Annotated in this window: 18 protein-coding genes and 2 pseudogenes; 11 read left to right on the forward strand and 9 right to left on the reverse strand. The window is 70.5% G+C overall.

Going from position 1 to position 20,731, the window contains the following annotated elements; all coding sequences use genetic code 11:
- Nucleotides 1-115: 115 nt before the first annotated feature.
- From ACFPQ9_RS06115 to ACFPQ9_RS06155, 9 genes are all read left to right on the forward strand, one after another.
- On the forward strand, nt 116-1,813 hold the full coding sequence (locus ACFPQ9_RS06115) for a nitrite/sulfite reductase (RefSeq protein ID WP_380847701.1): 1,698 nt from the start codon (nt 116-118) through the stop codon (nt 1,811-1,813).
- A 171-nt stretch (nt 1,814-1,984) separates the two neighbouring features.
- Nucleotides 1,985-2,695 carry a phosphoadenylyl-sulfate reductase gene (locus tag ACFPQ9_RS06120; protein WP_380847704.1) on the forward strand — a complete coding sequence of 237 codons (711 nt, stop codon included), beginning with the start codon at nt 1,985-1,987 and terminating at the stop codon, nt 2,693-2,695.
- The gene (gene cysC / locus ACFPQ9_RS06125; RefSeq protein ID WP_380847707.1) at nt 2,692-3,267 is read left to right on the forward strand and encodes an adenylyl-sulfate kinase; all 576 of its coding nucleotides are present in this window, start codon (nt 2,692-2,694) and stop codon (nt 3,265-3,267) included. The genes ACFPQ9_RS06120 and cysC overlap by 4 nt, the downstream gene beginning before the upstream one ends.
- Nucleotides 3,264-4,202, forward strand: a complete 939-nt coding sequence (gene cysD / locus ACFPQ9_RS06130) for a sulfate adenylyltransferase subunit CysD (RefSeq protein WP_380847710.1) — start codon at nt 3,264-3,266, stop codon at nt 4,200-4,202. The genes cysC and cysD overlap by 4 nt, the downstream gene beginning before the upstream one ends.
- Nucleotides 4,203-4,204: 2 nt before the next feature.
- The gene (locus ACFPQ9_RS06135) at nt 4,205-5,539 is read left to right on the forward strand and encodes a sulfate adenylyltransferase subunit 1 (RefSeq protein WP_380847713.1); all 1,335 of its coding nucleotides are present in this window, start codon (nt 4,205-4,207) and stop codon (nt 5,537-5,539) included.
- A gap of 187 nt (nt 5,540-5,726) precedes the next feature.
- The gene (locus tag ACFPQ9_RS06140) at nt 5,727-6,830 is read left to right on the forward strand and encodes an aliphatic sulfonate ABC transporter substrate-binding protein (protein WP_380847716.1); all 1,104 of its coding nucleotides are present in this window, start codon (nt 5,727-5,729) and stop codon (nt 6,828-6,830) included.
- Nucleotides 6,831-6,871: 41 nt separating this feature from the next.
- A complete protein-coding gene (locus tag ACFPQ9_RS06145; protein ID WP_380847719.1) occupies nt 6,872-7,660 on the forward strand; it encodes an ABC transporter ATP-binding protein in 789 nt (262 codons plus the stop codon).
- Complete coding sequence (locus ACFPQ9_RS06150) at nt 7,647-8,540, forward strand: ABC transporter permease (protein ID WP_380847722.1); 894 nt, start codon at nt 7,647-7,649, stop codon at nt 8,538-8,540. The genes ACFPQ9_RS06145 and ACFPQ9_RS06150 overlap by 14 nt, the downstream gene beginning before the upstream one ends.
- Before the next feature lie 5 nt (nt 8,541-8,545).
- Complete coding sequence (locus tag ACFPQ9_RS06155) at nt 8,546-9,286, forward strand: sirohydrochlorin chelatase (RefSeq protein ID WP_380847725.1); 741 nt, start codon at nt 8,546-8,548, stop codon at nt 9,284-9,286.
- 28 nt (nt 9,287-9,314) lie between these two features.
- Here the strand turns inward: ACFPQ9_RS06155 and ACFPQ9_RS06160 are convergent, their stop codons facing one another.
- From ACFPQ9_RS06160 to ACFPQ9_RS06170, 3 genes are all read right to left on the reverse strand, one after another.
- On the reverse strand, nt 9,315-9,605 hold the full coding sequence (locus ACFPQ9_RS06160) for a hypothetical protein (RefSeq protein WP_380847728.1): 291 nt from the start codon (nt 9,603-9,605) through the stop codon (nt 9,315-9,317).
- 221 nt (nt 9,606-9,826) lie between these two features.
- Nucleotides 9,827-10,192 (reverse strand): nuclear transport factor 2 family protein, encoded by a 366-nt coding sequence (locus ACFPQ9_RS06165; RefSeq protein WP_380847731.1) that lies wholly within the window; start codon nt 10,190-10,192, stop codon nt 9,827-9,829.
- Complete coding sequence (locus ACFPQ9_RS06170) at nt 10,185-10,733, reverse strand: DUF1697 domain-containing protein (protein WP_380847734.1); 549 nt, start codon at nt 10,731-10,733, stop codon at nt 10,185-10,187. The genes ACFPQ9_RS06165 and ACFPQ9_RS06170 overlap by 8 nt, the downstream gene beginning before the upstream one ends.
- A 326-nt stretch (nt 10,734-11,059) precedes the next feature.
- On the opposite strand from ACFPQ9_RS06170, the gene ACFPQ9_RS06175 reads away from it, so the two are divergent.
- Nucleotides 11,060-13,327: an MMPL family transporter gene (locus ACFPQ9_RS06175; protein WP_380847737.1), complete on the forward strand. Its 2,268-nt coding sequence runs from the start codon at nt 11,060-11,062 to the stop codon at nt 13,325-13,327.
- Nucleotides 13,328-13,383: 56 nt separating this feature from the next.
- Here ACFPQ9_RS06175 and ACFPQ9_RS06180 read toward each other — a convergent pair.
- From ACFPQ9_RS06180 to ACFPQ9_RS06200, 5 genes and pseudogenes are all read right to left on the reverse strand, one after another.
- Nucleotides 13,384-14,623 (reverse strand): annotated as a pseudogene (locus ACFPQ9_RS06180) (glycosyltransferase).
- 7 nt (nt 14,624-14,630) lie between these two features.
- A pseudogene (gene erm / locus ACFPQ9_RS06185) lies at nt 14,631-15,345 on the reverse strand (ErmE/ErmH/ErmO/ErmR family 23S rRNA (adenine(2058)-N(6))-methyltransferase); the annotation flags it as partial.
- A gap of 284 nt (nt 15,346-15,629) precedes the next feature.
- A complete protein-coding gene (locus tag ACFPQ9_RS06190; protein WP_380847740.1) occupies nt 15,630-16,904 on the reverse strand; it encodes an ABC transporter substrate-binding protein in 1,275 nt (424 codons plus the stop codon).
- Nucleotides 16,904-17,737, reverse strand: coding sequence for a carbohydrate ABC transporter permease (locus tag ACFPQ9_RS06195; protein ID WP_380847743.1), 834 nt, complete (start codon nt 17,735-17,737; stop codon nt 16,904-16,906). Before ACFPQ9_RS06195 ends, ACFPQ9_RS06190 begins: the two co-directional genes overlap by 1 nt.
- A complete protein-coding gene (locus tag ACFPQ9_RS06200; RefSeq protein ID WP_380847746.1) occupies nt 17,734-18,669 on the reverse strand; it encodes a carbohydrate ABC transporter permease in 936 nt (311 codons plus the stop codon). The genes ACFPQ9_RS06195 and ACFPQ9_RS06200 overlap by 4 nt, the downstream gene beginning before the upstream one ends.
- A gap of 170 nt (nt 18,670-18,839) precedes the next feature.
- On the opposite strand from ACFPQ9_RS06200, the gene ACFPQ9_RS06205 reads away from it, so the two are divergent.
- On the forward strand, nt 18,840-19,703 hold the full coding sequence (locus ACFPQ9_RS06205) for a phosphotransferase enzyme family protein (RefSeq protein WP_380847749.1): 864 nt from the start codon (nt 18,840-18,842) through the stop codon (nt 19,701-19,703).
- A 28-nt stretch (nt 19,704-19,731) separates the two neighbouring features.
- Here the strand turns inward: ACFPQ9_RS06205 and ACFPQ9_RS06210 are convergent, their stop codons facing one another.
- Nucleotides 19,732-20,655, reverse strand: coding sequence for a LysR family transcriptional regulator (locus ACFPQ9_RS06210; RefSeq protein WP_380847752.1), 924 nt, complete (start codon nt 20,653-20,655; stop codon nt 19,732-19,734).
- Nucleotides 20,656-20,731 lie beyond the last annotated feature (76 nt).

Raw genomic sequence — 20,731 nt, forward strand, 5'->3', positions numbered from 1 at the left:
CCGACATCTCTCTCTTTCCCGCTTCATTCCCGCGCAATGACGCGCACGTATGCCCATGCGCCCGTATGCGCAGGTCAGAGCCGCTTTCCCGCCTGTCCCGAAGGACGTATCAACCATGGCCGCCACCCCGCAGAAGCCTGCCGCCGCGACTCCCCGCCGCAAGGTGAGCCGTCACCGCGGTGAGGGTCAGTGGGCCGCGGGGCACTTCACCCCGCTCAACGGCAACGAACAGTTCAAGAAGGACGACGACGGTCTCAATGTGCGGACACGCATTGAGACGATCTACTCCAAGCGTGGCTTCGACTCCATCGACCCGAACGACCTTCGCGGCCGGATGCGCTGGTGGGGGCTCTACACCCAGCGCAAGCCCGGGATCGACGGCGGCAAGACCGCGATCCTGGAGCCGGAGGAGCTGGACGACAAGTACTTCATGCTGCGGGTGCGGATCGACGGCGGCCGGCTCACCACCCAGCAGCTGCGGGTGATCGGTGAGATCTCGCAGGAGTTCGCGCGGGGCACCGCCGACATCACCGACCGGCAGAACGTCCAGTACCACTGGATCCGGATCGAGGACGTGCCCGAGATCTGGAACCGCCTGGAGGCGGTCGGCCTGTCCACAACCGAGGCCTGCGGCGACACGCCCCGCGTGATCATCGGCTCGCCCGTCGCCGGCATCGCCGCGGACGAGATCATCGACGGCACCCCGGCCATCGACGCGATCCACAGCCGCTACATCGGCAGCAAGGAGTTCTCCAACCTGCCGCGCAAGTTCAAGACGGCGATCTCCGGCTCACCGCTGCTGGACGTGGCCCACGAGATCAACGACGTCGCGTTCGTCGGCGTCAACCACCCCGAGCACGGCCCCGGCTTCGACCTGTGGGTCGGCGGCGGCCTGTCCACCAACCCGAAGATCGGTGTCCGGCTCGGCGCCTGGGTGCCGCTGGACGAGGTCCCGGACGTCTGGGCGGGCGTGATCGGCATCTTCCGCGACTACGGCTACCGACGGCTGCGCACCCGCGCCCGCCTGAAGTTCCTGGTCGCCGACTGGGGCGCGGAGAAGTTCCGGCAGATCCTGCAGGACGAGTACCTCAAGCGTGAGCTGGTCGACGGCCCCGCCCCCGCCCAGCCGCTCCAGCGCTGGCGCGACCACGTCGGTGTGCACCGCCAGAACGACGGCCGTTTCTACGTCGGCTTCGCCCCGCGTGTCGGCCGGGTGGACGGCACGACCCTGACGAAGATCGCCGAGCTCGCCGAGGCGCACGGCTCGGGCCGGGTCCGGACCACCGTCGAGCAGAAGATGATCATCCTCGATGTCGAGGAGGCGCAGGTCGACTCGCTCGTCGAGTCCCTGGAGGCCCTGGACCTCACCGCCCGGCCGTCCTCGTTCCGGCGCGGCACCATGGCGTGCACCGGCATCGAGTACTGCAAGCTCGCGATCGTCGAGACCAAGGCGCGCGGCTCCCAGCTGATCGACGAGCTGGAGCGCCGGATCCCGGACTTCGACGAGCCGCTCACCATCAACATCAACGGCTGCCCGAACGCCTGCGCCCGTATCCAGGTGGCGGACATCGGTCTCAAGGGGCAACTGGTCGTCAACGACCGGGGCGAGCAGGTCGAGGGCTACCAGGTGCACCTGGGCGGCGCGCTCGGTCTGGAGGCCGGGTTCGGGCGCAAGGTGCGTGGTCTGAAGGTCACCTCCGAGGAGCTGCCGGACTACGTCGAGCGTGTCCTGAAGCGGTTCCAGGACGAGCGCGAGGACGGCGAGCGGTTCGCCGCGTGGGCCGCGCGCGCCTCCGAGGAGGCCCTCTCATGAGCGAGCGGGCCGCCCCCTTCTACTGCCCCTACTGCGGCGACGAGGACCTCCGTCCCAGCGAGCAGGGCCACGGCGCGTGGGAATGCGCGGCGTGCAACCGCGCATTCCAGCTGAAGTTCCTCGGGCTGCTGACCCGGGGCCTTCAGCCCAACGACGCAGGGGAGACGAGATATGACCGCGGTTCAGGAAGAGCGCACGACCGACGAGCTGAAGGCGCTCGCCGAGCAGGCGGGCCGCGACCTGGAGGACGCCTCCGCGCTGGAGATCCTCCAGTGGGCGGTCGACACCTTCGGGGGGCGCTTCTGTGTGACCTCGTCGATGGAGGACGCGGTGGTCGCCCACCTCGCCTCCCGCGCCATGCCCGGCGTGGACGTCGTGTTCCTCGACACCGGCTACCACTTCGAGGAGACCATCGGCACCCGCGACGCGGTCGAGGCCGTGATGGACGTCAACGTCATCACGCTGACCCCGCGTCAGACGGTCGCCGAGCAGGACGCCGAGTACGGCCCCAAGCTGCACGACCGCGACCCCGACCTGTGCTGCAGGCTGCGCAAGGTCGAGCCGCTGGAGCGCGGGCTCGAGGGGTACGTCGCCTGGGCGACCGGGCTGCGCCGCGACGAGTCCCCGACCAGGGCGAACACCCCGGTCGTCGGCTGGGACGACAAGCGCCGGAAGGTGAAGGTCTCCCCGATCGCCCGCTGGACGCAGGACGACGTGGACGCCTATGTCGCCGAACACGGCGTGCTGACCAACCCGTTGCTGATGGACGGCTACGCCTCCGTCGGCTGCGCCCCCTGCACCCGCCGGGTGCTGGAGGGCGAGGACGCGCGGGCCGGCCGCTGGGCCGGGCGGGCCAAGACCGAGTGCGGGCTGCACGGATGACGATCACCCAGCCGAACCAGACTCAGGAGAACCAAGTGACGACCGGAGCCACCGTCTGGCTCACGGGTCTGCCGAGCGCCGGCAAGACCACCATCGCGTACGAACTGGCCGGCCGGCTGCGCGGGGAGGGCCACCTCGTCGAGGTGCTCGACGGCGACGAGATCCGCGAGTTCATCTCCGCCGGCCTCGGCTTCAGCCGGGAGGACCGGCACACCAACGTGCAGCGCATCGGCTTCCTCGCCGAACTGCTCGCCCGCAACGGCGTCAAGGCGCTCGTCCCGGTGATCGCGCCCTACGCGGACAGCCGTGAGGCGGTGCGCAAGCGCCACCAGGAGGGCGGGGCGCCGTACATCGAGGTGCATGTGGCGACTCCGGTCGAGGTGTGCTCCGTACGTGATGTGAAGGGTCTGTACGCCAAGCAGGCGGCCGGCGAGCTGTCCGGGCTCACCGGGGTCGACGACCCCTACGAGGAGCCCGAGACGCCCGACCTGCGTATCGAGTCGCAGCACCAGACCGTCCAGGAGTCCGCGGCCGCGGTCCACGCGCTGCTCACCGAAAGGGGACTGGCATGACGACGACCGTCGCCGAGGTGGCGGAGGGCACGGACGCCCCGTACGCCCTCTCGCACCTGGACGCGCTGGAGTCCGAGGCGGTGCACATCTTCCGTGAGGTGGCGGGTGAGTTCGAGCGGCCGGTGATCCTGTTCTCCGGCGGCAAGGACTCCATCGTCATGCTGCATCTGGCGCTGAAGGCGTTCGCCCCGGCGGCGATCCCCTTCTCGCTGCTGCACGTGGACACCGGGCACAACTTCCCCGAGGTCCTCGACTACCGGGACCGTACGGTCGCCAAGCACGGTCTGCGGCTGCATGTCGCGTCCGTGCAGGACTACATCGACCGCGGGGTGCTCAAGGAGCGCGCGGACGGCACGCGTAACCCGCTCCAGACGCTTCCGCTGACGGAGAAGATCCAGAGCGAGAAGTTCGACGCGGTCTTCGGCGGCGGACGCCGCGACGAGGAGAAGGCGCGGGCCAAGGAGCGCGTCTTCTCGCTGCGCGACGAGTTCTCCCAGTGGGACCCGCGCCGGCAGCGGCCCGAGCTGTGGAACCTGTACAACGGCCGGCACGCCCCCGGCGAGCACGTCCGTGTGTTCCCGCTGTCCAACTGGACCGAGCTGGACGTGTGGCAGTACATCGCCCGCGAGGGCATCGAGCTGCCGGAGATCTACTTCGCGCACGAGCGCGAGGTGTTCGCGCGCAGCGGCATGTGGCTGACGGCCGGCGAGTGGGGCGGCGCGAAGGACGGCGAGACCGTGGAGAAGCGGCTCGTGCGCTACCGGACCGTGGGCGACATGTCCTGCACCGGTGCCGTCGATTCGGACGCCGTGACGCTGGAGCAGGTCATCACCGAGATCGCCGCGTCCCGGCTGACGGAACGCGGCGCCACCCGCGCCGACGACAAGCTCTCCGAGGCCGCGATGGAAGACCGTAAGCGCGAGGGGTACTTCTAAGCATGAGTACGACCACGACCGAGGAACTCTCGGCCACCACCCTGCTGCGGTTCGCCACCGCCGGCTCCGTCGACGACGGCAAGTCCACGCTCGTCGGCCGGCTGCTGCACGACTCCAAGTCGGTCCTCGTCGACCAGCTGGAGGCCGTGGAGCGCGCCTCCTTGAGCCGAGGCCAGGACGCCCCGGACCTCGCGCTGCTGACCGACGGTCTGCGCGCCGAGCGGGAGCAGGGCATCACGATCGACGTGGCGTACCGTTACTTCGCCACGCCCCGGCGCCGGTTCATCCTCGCCGACACCCCGGGCCATGTGCAGTACACCCGCAACATGGTCACGGGTGCCTCCACCGCCGAGCTGACGGTGATCCTCGTCGACGCCCGCAACGGCGTGGTCGAGCAGACCCGCCGGCACGCGGCGATCGCGGCCCTTCTGCGGGTGCCGCACGTCGTGCTCGCCGTGAACAAGATGGACCTGGTCGACTACCAGGAGTCCGTGTTCGCCGCGATCGCCGAGGAGTTCACGGCGTACGCGCTGGAGCTGGGCGTCCCGGAGATCACCGCCATCCCGATCTCGGCGCTGGCCGGCGACAACGTGGTGGACCCGTCCGCGAACATGGACTGGTACGGCGGGCCGACCTTCCTGGAGCACCTGGAGACGGTCCCGGTCACCCACGACCTGAGCCACTGCCACGCCCGGCTGCCCGTGCAGTACGTGATCCGGCCGCAGACCGCCGAGCACCCGGACTACCGCGGCTACGCAGGCCAGATCGCCGCGGGTTCGTTCCGCGTCGGCGAGTCGGTGACGGTGCTGCCGTCGGGCCGTACGTCGAAGATCTCCGGCATCGATCTGCTGGGCGAGCCGGTCGACGTCGCGTGGACCACCCAGTCGGTGACCGTCCTGCTCGAGGACGACATCGACATCTCGCGCGGCGACCTGATCGTGCCGACCAAGGACGCGCCCGCGACCACGCAGGACATCGAGGCCACGGTCTGCCATGTCGCCGACGCGCCGCTGACCGTGGGCCACCGTGTGCTGCTCAAGCACGGCACCCGCACGGTCAAGGCGATCGTCAAGGACATCCCGTCCCGGCTGACGCTGGACGACCTGTCGCTGCACCCGCACCCGGGTCATCTCGTCGCCAACGACATCGGCCGGGTCAAGGTCCGCACCGCCGAGCCGCTGCCGGTCGACTCCTACGCCGACTCGCGCCGCACGGGTTCGTTCATCCTGATCGACCCCAACGACGGCACCACGCTCACCGCGGGCATGGTCGGCGAGTCGTTCGCATCGCCGGAGCCGGTCAAGGACGACGCCGAGGACGACGGGTGGGACTTCTGACATGAAGGCCCTCGACGTCTACTCCACGTTCGCCAAGGAGGGCGGTCGCGTCGGCAGCGGCGCCCTTGGCAGCGGACAGGGCGGAGTGGCGCGATGTGCCCGCTGATCCGCCCCTCGTCCATCCGCCGATCCCCCGGCCGCGCCTGAGAAGGGCGTGAGTGCCGGGCCTCCGAGAGGAACCCCTCCCGTGCCTGCCACCCCCGCCCTGCGCCGGACGTTCGCCGTCCTGGCCGCGCTGCCGCTTCTCGCCCTCGCGGCGTGCGGCTACGGCTCGCAGGCCAAGGAGAACACCGAGCAGGCGATCGCCGGGGCGGCCAAGGTCGACGGACTGGACTCGGTGAAGATCGGCTACTTCGGGAACCTCACCCACGCCACCGCGCTGGTCGGCCGGCACGAGGGGCTGTTCCAGAAGGAGCTGGGCGGCACGACGGCCGAGTACGCGACCTTCAACGCGGGCCCCTCGGAGATCGAGGCGCTGAACTCCGGCTCCATCGACATCGGCTGGATCGGCCCCTCCCCCGCCATCAACGGCTACCTCAAGTCGGGCGGCAAGAACCTGCGGATCGTCTCCGGTTCGGCCTCGGGCGGCGTGAAGCTCGTGGTGAATCCGGAGAAGATCAAGTCCCTCAAGGACGTCAAGGGCAAGAAGATCGCCACGCCGCAGCTCGGCAACACCCAGGACGTGGCGTTCCTCAACTGGGCCTCCGAGCAGGGCTGGAAGGTCGACGCCGAGAGCGGCCAGGGCGATGTCTCCGTCGTCCGCACGGACAACAAGATCACGCCGGACGCCTACAGGTCGGGCTCCATCGACGGCGCCTGGGTGCCCGAGCCGACCGCGTCCAAGCTGGTCGCCGAGGGCGGCAAGGTGCTCCTCGACGAGGCCGACCTGTGGCCCGACAAGAAGTTCGTGATCACCAATGTGATCGTGTCGCAGAGCTTCCTGAAGGAGCACCCGGACGTCGTCGAGGCCGTCCTGCGCGCCTCGGTGAAGACCAACAAGTGGATCGACGCCAACCCGGACAAGGCCAAGGCTGCGGCCAACGCCCAGCTGGAGGCCGACACCGGCAAGCCGCTCCCGGCCGATGTGCTCGACCCGGCATGGCGGTCCATCCAGGTCACGGACGACCCGCTGGCGGCCACGCTGAACACCCAGGCGAAGCACGCGGTCGAGGCGGGGCTGCTCCAGCAGCAGGACCTGGCCGGCATCTACGACCTGGCACCGCTGAACAGGGTCCTCAAGGGCGAGGGCGAACCCGAGGCCGACGACGCCGGACTCGGCGCGAAGTCGTGAACAAGGCACTGATCCCGATGAGTTCCCAGGAGGTGACGACCATGGCAACAGCCCTCGCCAAGGCCGCCGACACGGATGTGTCCGTGAAGCACGCCGCGCGTATCGACCACGTCTCGAAGTCCTTCGCCGGCCCCGCCGGGCAGCAGCTCGTCCTCGACGACATCGACCTCGATGTGGCGCCCGGCGAGTTCGTCACTCTCCTCGGGGCGTCCGGCTGCGGCAAGTCGACGCTGCTGAACCTGGTGGCCGGCCTCGACCGGCCGAGCGCGGGCAGCATCACCACCGACGGCCGCCCGGCGCTGATGTTCCAGGAGCACGCCCTGTTTCCGTGGCTGACCGCGGGCAAGAACATCGAACTCGCCCTGAAGCTGCGCGGGGTCGCCAAGGCCCAGCGGCGCGAGCGCGCCGAGGAACTCCTCGAACTGGTCCGCCTCAAGGGCGCGTACGGCAAGCGGGTGCACGAGCTGTCCGGCGGTATGCGTCAGCGGGTCGCCATGGCGCGGGCGCTCGCCCAGGACAGCAAGCTGCTGCTGATGGACGAGCCGTTCGCCGCGCTCGACGCGATCACCCGGGACGTGCTGCACGACGAGCTGACCCGTATCTGGCGCGAGACGGGCGTGTCCGTCCTGTTCGTCACGCACAACGTGCGCGAGGCGGTCCGCCTGGCGCAGCGCGTCGTCCTGCTGTCCTCCCGCCCGGGCCGGGTGGCACGGGAGTGGACGGTCGGCATCCCGCAGCCGCGCCGCATCGAGGACGCCGAGGTGGCGGAGCTGTCGCGGGAGATCACCGAAGAACTGCGTGGGGAGATCCGCCGTCATGGCCAGCACTGAGACGACCGCCGCCAAGGACGGGGGCGATCTCGCCGGACTGGAGGCGGGCCTGGACGCCCTGGAGACGGTCCAGACGGGCCGTACGCCGTTCCGCAGGACCCTGACCCAGAAGATCCTGCCGCCGGTGGTCGCTGTCGCGCTGGTGCTGGCGGTGTGGCAGTTCCTGGTGTCGTCCGGCATCGCCGGCGACCCGACCAAGCTGCCCGCGCCGTCCGACGTGTGGGGCGAGCTGCGCGAGTCGTGGCTGGAGGGCACCCTCCACGAGTACATCTGGACGTCCGTCTCGCGCGGTCTGCTGGGCTTCCTGCTGGCGCTGGCCATCGGCACGCCGCTGGGTCTGGTGGTGGCGCGCGTGCGGTTCGTGCGCGCGGCGATCGGCCCGATCCTGTCCGGCCTCCAGTCGCTTCCCTCGGTGGCCTGGGTCCCGCCGGCCGTGATCTGGCTGGGCCTGAACGACCGGATGATGTTCGCGGTGATCCTGCTCGGCGCGGTCCCCTCGATCGCCAACGGCCTGGTCTCCGGCGTCGACCAGGTGCCGCCGCTGTTCCTGCGGGCCGGCCGCACCCTGGGCGCGACGGGTCTGAAGGGCACCTGGCACATCGTGATGCCGGCGGCGCTGCCCGGCTATCTCGCGGGCCTGAAGCAGGGCTGGGCGTTCTCCTGGCGGTCGCTGATGGCGGCGGAGATCATCGCGTCCTCCCCCGACCTCGGCGTCGGTCTCGGCCAGTTGCTGGAGAACGGCCGCAACACCAGTTCCATGTCGATGGTGTTCTTCGCCATCCTGCTCATCCTGATCGTCGGCATCGCCATCGACCTGCTCATCTTCAGCCCGCTGGAGCGGTGGGTGCTGCGCAGTCGCGGTCTGCTGGCAAGGAGCTGAACCCGATGTCCAGAAAACCGGTCCTCCTCGTCATCGCCCACGGCAGCCGTGACCCGCGGCACGCCGCGACCGTGCACGCCCTCGTACGGCGGGTCCGTTCGCTGCGCCCCGACGTGCGGGTGGAGACCGGCTTCCTGGACTTCAACATCCCCTCCGTGCAGGGCGTGCTGGAGTCGCTGGCCGCCCAGGGCGTACGGGACGTCGTGGCGCTGCCCCTGCTGCTGACGCGTGCCTTCCACGCGAAGGCCGACATCCCGGCGGTCCTGCGGGACGCGCCGCCGCAGCTGCGGATCCGGCAGGCGGAGGTCCTCGGCCCGTCACCGCTGCTGATGGCGACCCTGGAGCGGCGCCTGTACGAGGCGGGCCTGACGCCCGCCGACAAGTCCTCGACCGGGGTCGTACTGGCCTCGGCGGGGTCCACCGACCCGGAGGCGATCGCAGTGATCGCTGAAATCGCGCGGGAGTGGCGGCACACCGGTTGGTGCGCCGTGCGGCCTGCGTTCGCCTCCGCATCTCTTCCGCGCACCGAGGACGCGGTCCGTGAGCTGCGCGAGCTGGGCTGCGAGCGGGTGGCCGTGGCGCCGTACGTCCTGGCGCCGGGGTTCCTCCCGGACCGTATCGCCCGGGGCGCCGCGGAGGCGGACGTCCTCGCGGACGTCCTCGGGCCGGCACCCGAGGTGGCCCGGCTCCTGCTGGAGCGCTACGAGGCGGCGCGGATGCCGGTGCTGGCGGCTGTGGGCGCCTGAGAGGTGGATGCGCGGTTTCGCGCCGGCATCACACCTCGAGCACGCGGCCGATCTCCTGGACCAGAATCAGACAGCCGCCGCCCGCCGCGACTCCTATGCCGATGGCCTCCAGGGCGAAGCGGATACGGCCGCGGTTGGCGGGCAGGCCGTCCTCGGCGGCGCACAGCAGCTCGTCCCGGATGATCTCCCCCTGCGGGACGAGCGCGGGCTTCTCGATGCGCAGCCGCTCCACGAGCCGCTCCGCGAGGCGCAGGACCGCGTGCGGGTCGGAGCCGTCGTGCTCCGAGCCGTCGAAGTCGCGCATGTTGTAGGTGCTCACTGTCCCGCCTCCTGTGGCTTGCACGGCCGAGGGCTCGGCCGGTGCCGCTCCGCGGCGCACGCGCGCGTAAGGCGCCGCCCGCCACGGTGACCTGCTCTTCCCGCGTCCTGGCGCGGATCACCATAGGGACAACAGCCGCCGTTTGTCGCGTGGTTGGCCGAGCCGCGGTCAGTTGACCGGCGTGTGTTGACGGCCTGTTCGCCACGTCAGCCGTCGCCGGATCACCCTGCGTCGAACGGCGTCCCCTGGTGGAAGTACATCTGCCACCCGTCCTCGGTCCGCCGCCACAGCGAGCTGCGGTGGGAGCGGCTGCCGTTGTACTCCGTGTCGAAGGTGAGGTGGACGACATCGGGGGCCAGTCGGACGCCCCGGATCTCGGAGGTGACGGCATAGCGGTGCGGATCGGTGTCCACGGGCAGGCGGGCCATCGTCGACGCCCGGTCCCAGCGCCGTCCCGACGCGCCGAACTCGTGGAACTCCGGGTGCAGGAGCGCGCCGAGGAGTTCGGGCGAGCGGCGGACTTCGGGGTCCATCAGCCTCAGCTCGCCCTCGATGGCGGCCTTCACGGCGGAATCGTGCTCAGTCACCTGTCATCTCCACGAGTTTCACAACGGTGTTCCAGTTACGACTCGTAGCGATCAAACCCTTGTTGAGCCGGGGCCGCGACAGGATTTCGGCGAGCTTCGAGCGGCCCAGGCCGTTCGGGGCGTACAGGTACAGGGCGCGGTCGCCGAGCCGGAACTCCTCCGGGAGGTGGGCCACGCGGTCGATCTCCGCGAAGCGGTCGGGGTCGACCGGGGCGGAGAAATAGGTGACGTGAAGCTGCTTCGGCTCCAACTCGGCCGCCGGATAGGGGCAGTTGTCGGCGATCGCCTTGAGGTAGGCGTGGTCGCGGACGATCACGTCCACGGTGAAGCCGAAGTGTTTCTCGATCGCCGAGGCCAGTTCCGCGGCGAGGGATTCCTCGTCGCCGTGGTCGGCGGTGAAGACGGCCTGGCCGCTCTGGAGATGGGTGCGTACGCCGTCGTGGCCGAGGGCGGTCAGCAGGGTGCGCAGTTCGGCCATCGGGACTTTTCTGCTGCCGCCCACGTTGATGCCACGGAGCAGTGCCGCGTACGTCGTCGTCATCCCGTCAGCTTATGGCGACCGTCGTGCCCCGTGGGGGTGGGCACGACGGCCGGACCCCGTAAGTTACTTACCGGTCAGCTTGATGCACAAGCCTTTCCAGCCGATCCATCACCGCGCCCCTCCCCTGATCGGCGCCCCTCATCCGACCGGGTAGATGTAAGGGGCTCTCATCCTCCCCAGTGGGGAGGGCCCGGGGGTCGAGCGGATGATTTCCGGCCGTCCCACTTCACCGGGCAGCACGATGAGTTGCCTTTATCCGGCTCATACCTTCGAAAGGAAACGTGGCGACAGGGGTCGCCACCGCAATTCAAGGGGGCAAGCCCGTCATGGGGAACGGAGATACGCGGGTCCGGGGACTCGCCGCCCGAGCCGGCGGCTGGAGCGCCCGCCATCGATGGGCTGCCGTCGGCATCTGGGTGCTGTTCGTCGCCCTGGCGATGGGGCTCGGTTCGGCGGCCGGTCGGGTCGACGTCAAGGACAGCGACCAGCTCAAGGGCGAGACGCACACCGCTGCCAAGATCATCGAGGACGCGGGGATCGAGGAGCCGGCCAGTGAGACCGTCCTGATCCAGGCGAAGGACGGTTCGCTCAAGGCCACCGACGGCGAGTTCCGGTCAGCCGTCACCGCGGTCGTCAAGGCGGTCGAGGGCACCGGCAAGGTCACGGACGTGACGTCGCCGTACGACACACGGACGATCTCCAAGGACGGCCGCAGCGCGCTGGTGCAGTTCGACATACGCGGTGACTCGGACACCGCGGGTGAGCGCGTCGAGCCGGTGCTGAAGGCGGTCGAGGACGTCCAGAAGGACCACGGGTCGCTGCGGATCGAGGAGATCGGCGGCGCGAGCATGATGAAGACGTTCGACGACGCGTTCGGGGACGACTTCCAGAAGGCCGAGTACTCCGCGGTGCCGGTGGCCCTCGGCATTCTGCTCATCGCCTTCGGCGCGCTGGTGGCGGCCCTGCTGCCGGTGCTCCTCGCGGTCACCGCGATCATGGCGACGATGGGTCTGATGGGCATCGTCAGCCATGTCATGCCGATGAGCGACACCGCGAACTCCGTGATGCTGCTGGTCGGTCTGGCCGTCGGCGTCGACTACTGCCTGTTCTATCTGCGCCGGGAGCGCGAGGAGCGTCAGGCCGGGCGGGACGCGCAGACGGCGCTGCGGGTCGCCGCAGCCACCAGTGGCCGGGCGATCATCGTCTCCGGTGTCACGGTGTGCGTGGCGATGGCGGGCATGCTGTTCACCGGTCTCGCCGAGTTCGAGGCGATGGGCCTGGCCTCGCTGATGGTCGTGGCGGTCGCCATGGTCGGGTCGGTGACCGTGCTGCCGGCGCTGCTGTCGCTGCTCGGTGAGCGGGTCGAGAAGGGCAAGATCCCCTTCCTGCACCCGGAGAGCAGGCTCCGTCGCAACCGGGGCGGCGCGAACCGCGAGAGCCGGTTCTGGACGGCCGTGCTGAAGGGAGTACTGGCCCGGCCCGTCATCTCGGTCGTCGTCGCGGCCGGTGCGCTGCTGGCCATCGCGGCTCCCGCGCTCGGCATGAAGACCCAGAACCTCACGCTGGACCAGGAGTTCGGGGACTCGCTGCCGATCGTGCAGACGTACAACCGCCTCAACGAGGCCTTCCCCGGCGGTTCCGATCCTGCCGAGGTCGTCGTCAAGGCCGACGACATCAACGCTCCCGAGGTGAAGTCCGCGCTCGCCGACTTCCGTGACCGTGCGGTCAGTTCGGGTGCCTCGCGCGGCCCGGTGGAGATCAAGCTGCACGACGAGCAGAACATCGCCTTCGTGTACGTCCCGCTGGTCGGCGGTTCCGACCTCGACAAGGCGGGCGCGAGCCTGGACAAGCTGCGTGACGACGTGCGACCGGCCACGCTGGGCAAGGTCGACGGCGTCGATGCGCCGATCACCGGGCAGGTCGCGGGTTCGAAGGACTTCAACGACCAGCTCGCCGGAGCGGTCGTCCCGGTCTTCGCGTTCGTCGTGGTCTTCGCCTTCGGGCTGATGCTGCTGTCGTTCCGCTCCCTGACCATCGCGGTCACCTCGATCGTGCTGAACCTGCTGTCGGTGGGCGCGGCGTACGGCATCCTCGTGGCGGTCTTCCAGCACGGCTGGGGCGCGTCGCTGGTGGGCGCGGAGGGCGTCGGCGCCATCATCACCTGGCTGCCGCTGTTCCTCTTCGTGATCCTGTTCGGCCTGTCGATGGACTACCACGTGTTCGTGGTCTCGCGGATCCGTGAGGCACGGCTGCGGGGCCGTACGACGAAGGACGCGATCCAGCACGGCGTGGTCACCACGGCGGGCGTCGTCACCAGCGCCGCGGTCATCATGGTCGCCGTGTTCGCGATCTTCGGCACGCTGTCCATGCAGTCGATGAAGCAGATGGGCGTCGGTCTCGCGGCCGCGGTCCTCATCGACGCGACGATCATCCGGGGCGTCCTGCTCCCGGCGGTGATGGCGCTGCTCGGCGAGCGCAACTGGTACCTGCCGAAGTGGCTCCACCGTCTGCCCGACCTGACCCACGACGAGGCCCCCGAGGCCGTGACCCGCGGGACGGCCCACGACGACCAGGGCGAACGCGTCCCGGTCTGACCCACCCGCCCCACGAACAGGGCCCGTTGACTCCTCAGGAGCCGACGGGCCCTCGCTCATGCCCTGGCCGACCGCAGTTCCGCCTCGATCAGGTCGGCGGCCCGTCGGGTGCCGCCCTCCCCCGCCATCTCCGCCTGGATGTCCTTCAGCCGCCGGGCCACCTCGGGGTCGTCGACCAGTGCGAGGGCGGCCTCGCGCAGGGTCTCGGCGGTGGCCTCCTCCGTCGGGATGTGCCGGGCGACGCCGAGGGACTGGAGCATGTCGGCGTTGCCGAACTGGTCGACGGCCTGCGGTACGGCGATCATCGGGGTGGCCGTGGCCAGGCCCTCCTGGCTGCCGCCGGCGCCGGCGTGGGTGATGAACAGGTCGGACTGCTTGAGGATCGCCAACTGCGGGACCCAGTGGTGCACTTCGACATGGGGCGGGATGTCCCCGAGTTCGGCGGGGTCGACGTGCCTGCCGACCTGGAGGACGAGGTGCCAGCCCGGCAGTCCGGCGAAGGCGCGCACGCATTCCCGGTAGAAGTCCGGCTGCTTGGTGAAGGACGAGCCGAGGGAGACGAGTGCGACCTTCTCTGCGCTGTCCGGACGCCGCCAGTCGCCCTCTGCGGTGCGGTCGCCCTGGCAGGCGCCGACGAACGTGTACACCGTCTCGTCGACGCGGTCGGCGTTGGGCTGAAGGGCCCGCGGGATGAGGACGAGCGAGCGGTCGGGACGGCCCGCGAACGGATCGGGGTGCAGGGTGATGCCGTTCTCCTCCAGCCAGGCGTGGAAGCGGCGGTAGTACGCCTGCCCGCGCTCGGTCTGCTTCGGCTCGGCCCACATCGGCTCGGCGATCTCCTCCTCGTAGCCCTCCCAGGCGACGAGGTTCGGCGAGAGGGAGATCACGGGCACGCCCCAGCGGTGGGCGAGGACGCGCGCCGGGTAGGAGGTGATGTCCTGCAGGACGAGGTCGGGTTCGTCCCCCTCGTACGCCTCGATCAGCTGCGGGAGGGCCTGGATCGCGTCGGCCAGGAACGGCTCCACGTTGTCCAGCAGCGTGCTCCCCCACGCCTCCGGGTCGGCGTCGGGGCCGGGCAGCGTGGAGTTCCACAGCTTCGGCTCGGCGCCGGTCGCGGCGACCTTGTCGGCGAAGGCGGGCGGGATGGCGTAGGTGACCCGGTGCCCGCGCGCCACGAGCTCGCGGATCACTTCGAGGCTGGGGTTCACGTGCCCGTGGGCGGCGATGGAGAACATGGCGATGTGAGCGGGACTGGTCATGACTCCGACGCTAACCGAGACGATACGTCTCGTGCAACTCGCTTTCATGGCGAAGGCACCTCCAGCACCTCGTGCAGCCTCAGCCACGCCCCCGGCGGCACCTCGCCGACCAGGGCCCTCGGATCGAGGCGGGCCGCACGGAACGCCGCGTCGACCCGCCGCCTCGGGTGGGCCCGGCACAGCGACGCGTGCAGCGAGCCGCCGACGCCGGAGAAGCCCAGCGCGACCAGATGCCGCCAGCTGTCCTGTGCTCGGGAGTCGAGGAGCGGCGTGCGGCGCCGTTCGATCCGTACGATCCCGGCGTCCACCCGGGGCACCGGCCGAAAACTGTGCCGCCCCACCCGGCCCACCAGCCGCCACTCTCCCCCCACTGCCTGAAGGGCGTGGGAGGTGCCCCCATCGCGGCCGGGTCAGGATCGTCAGCCGGGTCCAGCCGCCGTAGTCGCCCGTGCGCTTGCGGGCGTACTCCAGCTGGGTCAGGAGCGTGGCGTCGGTGAGGGCGGGCGCCCGCGGGCACCAGTCGACGATGGCGGCGGTGCGGGAGAAGGGCACGTTCCCGGCGACGGAGAACGGCGTGCGCGGGGGCCGTACGACGAGGAAGTCACCGGCGGTCACCCGGACCCGGGGCAGGGCGGAGCAGCGGGCGCGCAGCCCGGGGACGAGACGGGGATCGATCTCGTACGCGATCAGCTCGCGGCACCGCGGGGCGAGTGCCTGGGTCAACGCGCCTTTGCCCGCGCCGACTTCGAGGCGCGCGGGAAACGCGGGTGGAGCGGGCCATGGCCTGCGGTCCTTGTCTTCCGTGGAGAGGGGGAAGGGCAGACGAAGGCCCTCACCGGAAGACAGGAGAGAAAAGGAGGGAGAAGCGGGTCCGCGTGGAATCAGCGGGCGGTGTGGCTCCCCGGGCCGGTCTCGGCCGGGGCTGTGCGCACTCCGTACGGAGTGCGCACAGCCCCGGCCGAGACCGGTGATGATGATCGCGTTGTTCGCTGCCACGGACGGCACGTTGGGCGTGGCCCGGTGACGCGGACAACCGAATTACCTCAGCGTTGGTAGCGCGCCAGCACCAGGTTCCCGTCGTCCTCCAGCCGCTCGCGCAGCTCGGCGAGGCCGATGGCGCCGCTGTAGTACTCCTGGAAGGCGGGCGTGGCGATCTTGTCCTTCCACTCCGGGTAGCCGCGTACGGACTGCGCGGGCGCCGAGCGCAGATGTGCGGCGAGGGCGGTTCCGGTGGCCCAGTCGTTCTCGGTGGTGTGCAGGGCCGGGTCCTTCAGGGCCTCGGTGCCGGTGGGGAGCATCCAGTCGCCCAGGGCCAGCCGCACCATGTTGTCGGGGCTCAGCAGGAAGTCGATGAACTCGGCCGCCTCCCGCTTGTGCGGGCTGTCCTCGGCGATGGACAGGGTCTGCGGACTGACACCCTGGGTGAGCCCGTCGGCGCCGGCCGGTGCGGGCAGGACCTGCCAGTCGAAGCCCTTGGGTGCCTGCTGCGCGATCTGCTGGCGGTAGGAGAAGCCGAGCGGAACCATCGCGTACCTGCCGCCGAAGAAGCCGGGCAGGGTGTCCGAACCTCCGCTGCCCAGGGTCGTCGGGGAGGCGCTGCGGTCGGCGTTGACCTGCGTGTGGACGGTGCGCGGCATGACCTCGTCCTCGGCCCCGAAGCGCACGGTGACCTTGCCGTCGGCGTCCCGGTGGAAGAGCCGCCCGCCGGACGACAGCGACAGGTTGAGGGTGGCGGAGACGGGCTCCTTGAGCGGCCAGGCCACGCCGTACTTGCCGTCCCCGCTCAGCCGCTCGGTGATCGTCCGGAACTCCGGCCAGGTCCAGGGCCGTTCGGGGGTCGGAATGCGTACGCCCGCCCGCTTCAGCCACTTCGCGTCGGCCACGAGCACCCGTGGCTCCTGGAGGAACGGCACGCCGTAGACGCCGTCCCCGAAGGTCGTCGTCTCCCAACTGCGCTGCGGGATGTCGGACTTGAGCCGTGCGGGCAGCAGGTCGGTCAGATCGGCGAGGTAGCCGCCGTACGCGAAGTCCGCGAGGTCGTCCGAGGCGTCGTGGATGATGTCCGGGGCCTCGCCGCCCTCGAAGGAGGTGAGCAGCTGGTCGTGGACGCCGTCCCAACTGCCCTGTACGTACTCGACCTTGACGTCCGGATGCCTCGCGTTCCACTCCTGCACCAGCTCCTTGTTGACCTCGACGGACTCCTCCTGCCAGGCGAGGGACTGGAAGCGCAGGGTGACCGGGCCGCCGTCGCTGGAATCGCCGCTGCATCCGGCGGCCAGCAGGGCCAGCACGAGGGCCGACAGCAGTCTCGTACGCATCAGTTCTTCACCGCCCCGGCGAGCATGCCGCCCGTGATCCGTCGCTGGATGAGCGCGAACACGACCAGCGAGGGCAGCGTCGCGAGGAACGCGGCGGCGGCCAGCGGGCCGAGGTCGGCGACACCCTCCGCGCCGATGAAGTGCGTGAGGACGACCGGCAGGGTCTGTTTCTCCGGCGTCTTCAGCAGGACCAGTGCGAAGAAGAACTCGTTCCACGCCGTGACGAACGCGAACATCGCCGTCGCCACGATGCCGGGTGCCAGCAGCGGCGCGGTCACCGAGACCAGGGTCCTCAGCCGCCCGGCCCCGTCGACGGCCGCCGCCTCCTCCAGCTCGGGCGGCACCGCGCGGACGTATCCGACCAGCATCCACAGCGCGAACGGCAGCGCCCACACCACGTACACCATGATCAGCCCCGGCATCGAGTCGATCAGCCGCAGGTTCTTCAGCACCAGGAACAGCGGGATGATCACCAGGACCAGCGGGAACGCCTGGCTGACGACCACCCAGCCGGTCGCCGCCCGGGCGAGCCGGGTGCGGTGGCGGGCCATGACGTACGCCATCGGGGTCGCGAGCAGTACGGCGATCAGGGCGGCGCCGAGCGCGGCGATCAGGGAGTTGAGGGCGGCGTCCAGCAGGGGCTGTTCGTCGAAGGCCTGGCGGAAGTTGGCGAGGGTGGGGTTCTCCGGGATCCAGGTGGGGTGCAGGCTGCCCAGCTCGCGCGGGGGTTTGAAGGCGGTGGAGATCAGCCAGAGGAACGGGAAGGCCAGGAAGACGAGGTACGCCAGCAGGGCGAGGTACTGTCCGGCGCGGGCGGTTCGGCTGGTCCTCATGCCTCGTCGCCTCCCCTGAGCCGGCCGACGAGGAAGAGCGCGAGGAGTATCGAGATCAGCGCGACCATCACGCATCCCATCGCCGCCGCGTAGCCGAACTGCCCGTAACGGAAGGCCTCTTCGTAGGCGAAGAGCATCGGCAGGCGGGTGCGGCCGCCGGGGCCGCCGCTGGTGAGGACGTAGACCAGGGCGAAGGAGTTGAAGTTCCAGATGAGGTTGAGCGCCGTGATGGACAGGGCGACCGGCCGCAGGGCGGGCCAGGTGACGGTACGGAAGCGGCGCCAGGCGCCGGCGCCGTCGACCGCCGCCGCCTCGTGCAGTTCGCGCGGGGTGTTCTGCAGGCCGGCGAGCAGGGCGACCGTCGTGGTCGGCATGCCCGCCCAGACGCCGACCACGATGACGGCGGGCAGGGCGGTGCCGAGCCCGCTGAGCCAGTCGCGGCCGTCGCCCAGGCCGAGGTCGCGCAGGGTCTCGTTGAGGATGCCCGCATCGGGGTTGTAGACCAGCCGCCACATGACGCCGACGACGACCTCGGGCATCGCCCACGGGACGATCGCGAGGGCGCGGGCCGGCCAGCGCAGGCGCAGGTCCTCGTTGAGGAGGAGGGCGAGGCCGAGCGCCAGCAGGAACTGCGGGACGGTGACGCCGACCGCCCAGACCAGGCCGATCCGGAACGACTCCCAGAACAGCGTGTCGTGCAGCAGATCCCGGAAGTTGAGGGCGCCGATCCACTGGGTGGCCTGGGTCCGTCCGGACTGTGCGTCGGTGAAGGACAGCGCGATGCCGTACAGCAGCGGACCGACGCTCAGGATCAGGATGGGGATCAGCGCGGGCAGCACGAGGAACCAGGCGCCGCGGTCCATGACGTGCCGCCGCTCCTTGCCGCCCGGCGCGCGTCTCACCGACCTCTCCGCCTCGGTCACCGATGTCACGGAATCAGCCCCTTTGCGCGGCTCGGGTGGGCCCCGTCATGGTCGTGAAGGCGCCGTACCCCGTCAAGGCCGCGCGCACGCGGTCCGACCTGTGGAAATGCGAGACTGAGCGCCGTTGGCGAGAATGCGACGCCGTTGCTGACGGCGGGCGATGCACACGGAGGCGGACGATGGACGAGGCACGGGCGCGGGACGTACTGGCCGCGGCGGACGTGCTGCCCGGACCCGCGCGGGACGCGCGCCTGCTCGCCCTGGGTGAGAACGCGGTCTTCACCGCCGGCGACCTGGCCGTCAAGGTCGGCCGGGACGCCGAACTCCTCGACCGGGCGCGGCGCGAGGTGGACATCGCCGGGTGGCTGCAGGAGGCGGGCGTGCCGGCGGTGCGGGCCGCCGAGCCGAAGGCGCGTCTGGTGCAGGGCCATCCGGTGACCGTGTGGCACCGGCTGCCGGATCCGGTACGGCCGGCCGAGCCCCGGGATTTGGCCGAACTGCTACGGGTCGTGCACGCCCTGCCCGCGCCCTCCTTCGCCCTGCCGCCGCGTGAGTTGCTGGGCGGGGTGGAGCGTTGGCTGCGGCTGGCGGGGGACGCGATCGATCCGGCGGACGCTGCGTATCTGCGGGAGCGGCGGGACGGTTTCGCGGCCGCCGCTGCGGGGTTGACGCCTCATGTGGCGCCGGGGCCGATCCATGGGGACGCGCTGCCGCGCAATGTGCATGTGGGGGCGGACGGGCCGGTCCTGGTCGATCTGGAGACCTTCGCCTTCGATCTGCGGGAGCACGACCTGGTGGTGATGGCGCTCTCGCGGGATCGGTACGGACTGCCCGCGGCGGCCTACGACTCGTTCGTGGAGACCTACGGCTGGGACGTGCGCGAGTGGGAGGGCTGCTCGGTGCTGCGCGGTGCGCGGGAGACGGCGAGTTGTGCGTGGGTTGCCCAGCACGCGCCGTCGAATCCGAAGGCATTGGCCGAGTTCGAGCGGCGGGTGGCTTCGTTGCGGGACGGGGACGAGTCGGTGCGGTGGTATCCCTTCTGAGCGGCTGAGGTACGGGGGCTGCTCGATGTCAGGGCGCCACCGTGCCGTCGGCCTCCCGGCTCTGGATACCGCGCGCCGCGCGGCCCAGTTCGGTCAGCACGGTGCGGACCGCTGACCTCGCCGTGCGTTCCGGGCGGTAGAGGGCGTCGATATGGCGTCTCGCCTGGACGCCGCTCAGTGGTCTGAGGGCCAGCGCCGGATGCCGGGGCATCGTCCAGCGCGGCATCAGCGCGATACCGCCCCCGGCCGCCACCACCTCCGCGACGACCGCGAACTCGTTGATGCGGTGGGCCAGATGGAGGCGCCGGCCGGCCGCCGCGGCGATCGCCTCGATGACCGCCAGCACCGGGAATCCGTCGTGCACGGTGATCCAGGACTCGTCCGCCACGTCGCGCGGGGTGACCCGGCGCTTGGCGGCCAGCGGATGGTCGGCGGGCATGGCCACGTCCAGCGGCTCACGCAGCACAGTCGTCGCGGCCACCGTGTCCGGCCAGGGCGGGGCGTGGTCCAGCCGGTGGGCGAGGACGATGTCGTACTCCCGGGTGAGCCGCGGGAAGTCCTCCTGCGGCACATCCTCGTCGACAAGCCTGGGCACCGGTCTATCCGGCCCGGCGAGCGCGCGGAGCAGCAGCGGGAAGAAGGCGGTGCCCGCGCTGTGGAACGCCGCCACCGACACCTCCGCGTCCGGCCGCTCCACGAACTCCTCGACGGTGTGCCGCGCCCGCGCGAGCGCCGTCTCGACCTCCACTGCCGCGCCGGCCAGCGCCTGCCCGGCGTCGGTGAGCACCAGACGCCGCCCCTGCCGCTCGGTCAGCGGAACCGGGATCGCCCGCTGGAGCAGCCGCAGCTGCTGGGAGATCGCCGACGGTGTCACCAGCAGCGCGTCGGCGACCGCCGTGACACTCCCCAGTTCGCCCAGCTCCCGGAGGATCCGCAACTGTCGCTCGTCCATCGCCTCAGTGTAGGACGACGATGTAGGTCTGCTAAATGATCGTTTTAGAAGGTGGTACTGGGCTTCAAGGACATCT

This window comes from Streptomyces coerulescens, assembly GCF_042657965.1.
Classification (GTDB): Bacteria; Actinomycetota; Actinomycetes; order Streptomycetales; family Streptomycetaceae; genus Streptomyces; species Streptomyces coerulescens.

Coding starts and splice junctions, on each gene's coding strand:
- ACFPQ9_RS06205 (WP_380847749.1), top strand. CDS start 18,840: ATGGACGAGGCACGGGCGCGGGACGTACTGGCCGCGGCGGACGTGCTG.
- ACFPQ9_RS06145 (WP_380847719.1), top strand. CDS start 6,872: ATGGCAACAGCCCTCGCCAAGGCCGCCGACACGGATGTGTCCGTGAAG.
- ACFPQ9_RS06120 (WP_380847704.1), top strand. CDS start 1,985: ATGACCGCGGTTCAGGAAGAGCGCACGACCGACGAGCTGAAGGCGCTC.
- ACFPQ9_RS06135 (WP_380847713.1), top strand. CDS start 4,205: ATGAGTACGACCACGACCGAGGAACTCTCGGCCACCACCCTGCTGCGG.
- ACFPQ9_RS06190 (WP_380847740.1), bottom strand. CDS start 16,904: ATGCGTACGAGACTGCTGTCGGCCCTCGTGCTGGCCCTGCTGGCCGCC.
- ACFPQ9_RS06115 (WP_380847701.1), top strand. CDS start 116: ATGGCCGCCACCCCGCAGAAGCCTGCCGCCGCGACTCCCCGCCGCAAG.
- cysD (WP_380847710.1), top strand. CDS start 3,264: ATGACGACGACCGTCGCCGAGGTGGCGGAGGGCACGGACGCCCCGTAC.
- ACFPQ9_RS06170 (WP_380847734.1), bottom strand. CDS start 10,733: ATGACGACGACGTACGCGGCACTGCTCCGTGGCATCAACGTGGGCGGC.
- cysC (WP_380847707.1), top strand. CDS start 2,692: ATGACGATCACCCAGCCGAACCAGACTCAGGAGAACCAAGTGACGACC.
- ACFPQ9_RS06155 (WP_380847725.1), top strand. CDS start 8,546: ATGTCCAGAAAACCGGTCCTCCTCGTCATCGCCCACGGCAGCCGTGAC.
- ACFPQ9_RS06195 (WP_380847743.1), bottom strand. CDS start 17,737: ATGAGGACCAGCCGAACCGCCCGCGCCGGACAGTACCTCGCCCTGCTG.
- ACFPQ9_RS06150 (WP_380847722.1), top strand. CDS start 7,647: ATGGCCAGCACTGAGACGACCGCCGCCAAGGACGGGGGCGATCTCGCC.
- ACFPQ9_RS06210 (WP_380847752.1), bottom strand. CDS start 20,655: ATGGACGAGCGACAGTTGCGGATCCTCCGGGAGCTGGGCGAACTGGGG.
- ACFPQ9_RS06175 (WP_380847737.1), top strand. CDS start 11,060: ATGGGGAACGGAGATACGCGGGTCCGGGGACTCGCCGCCCGAGCCGGC.